This is a genomic window from Kerstersia similis, assembly GCF_965139615.1.
GTDB lineage: Bacteria > Pseudomonadota > Gammaproteobacteria > Burkholderiales > Burkholderiaceae_B > Kerstersia > Kerstersia similis.
Genome location: NZ_CBCSIQ010000059.1, coordinates 1 through 571, shown reverse-complemented (window position 1 = coordinate 571; position 571 = coordinate 1). Strand labels below are relative to the sequence as shown.

At 63.2% G+C, this 571-nt stretch carries 1 protein-coding gene; it reads left to right on the top strand.

The window, feature by feature from the left end:
- Positions 1-530 (top strand): IS66 family transposase (gene tnpC, locus ACNA1V_RS17445; RefSeq protein WP_415834828.1); only part of this gene is annotated, 530 nt, incomplete at its 5' end.
- Positions 531-571: the final 41 nt, after the last annotated feature.

The following is a 571-nucleotide window of genomic DNA, read 5'->3' as shown; positions in this document are numbered from 1 at the left end:
TCCACGAACTGCACCAGGCAGGCAAAAGCCAGATCGCCGAACAGGCGCTGGCCTCGATCCAGGCGCTGTATGCCATTGAGGCCCAAGCCAAGCATCTGACGCCAGATGAACGGCAGCGATTACGGCAAGAACAGGCCCGGCCCTTGGCCGATGCGCTGCAAGCTTGGATGCTGGCACATCGAGACAAGGTACCGGGCAACAGCGGCATCAGCCGGGCCTTGGACTACAGCCTGAAACGCTGGGTGGCGCTGACGCGCTACCTGGAGGATGGGCGCTTGCCGATAGACAACAACTGGATCGAGAACCAGATCCGGCCGGTGGCGCTGGGGCGCAAGAACTGGCTGTTCGCGGGATCGTTGCGGGCGGGCCGGCGGGCGGCTGCGGTGATGAGCCTGATCCAGTCGGCCAAGCTCAACGGGCATGATCCGTATGCCTATCTGAAGGACGTGCTTACTCGGTTGCCGACGCTGCACAATGGCCGGATCGGAGAACTGCTGCCGCATCGCTGGCAGCCGGAGAGAACGGACTGAAAGACAACGGCCGCTAACGCGGCCGTTCGTCAAGGTGGGTT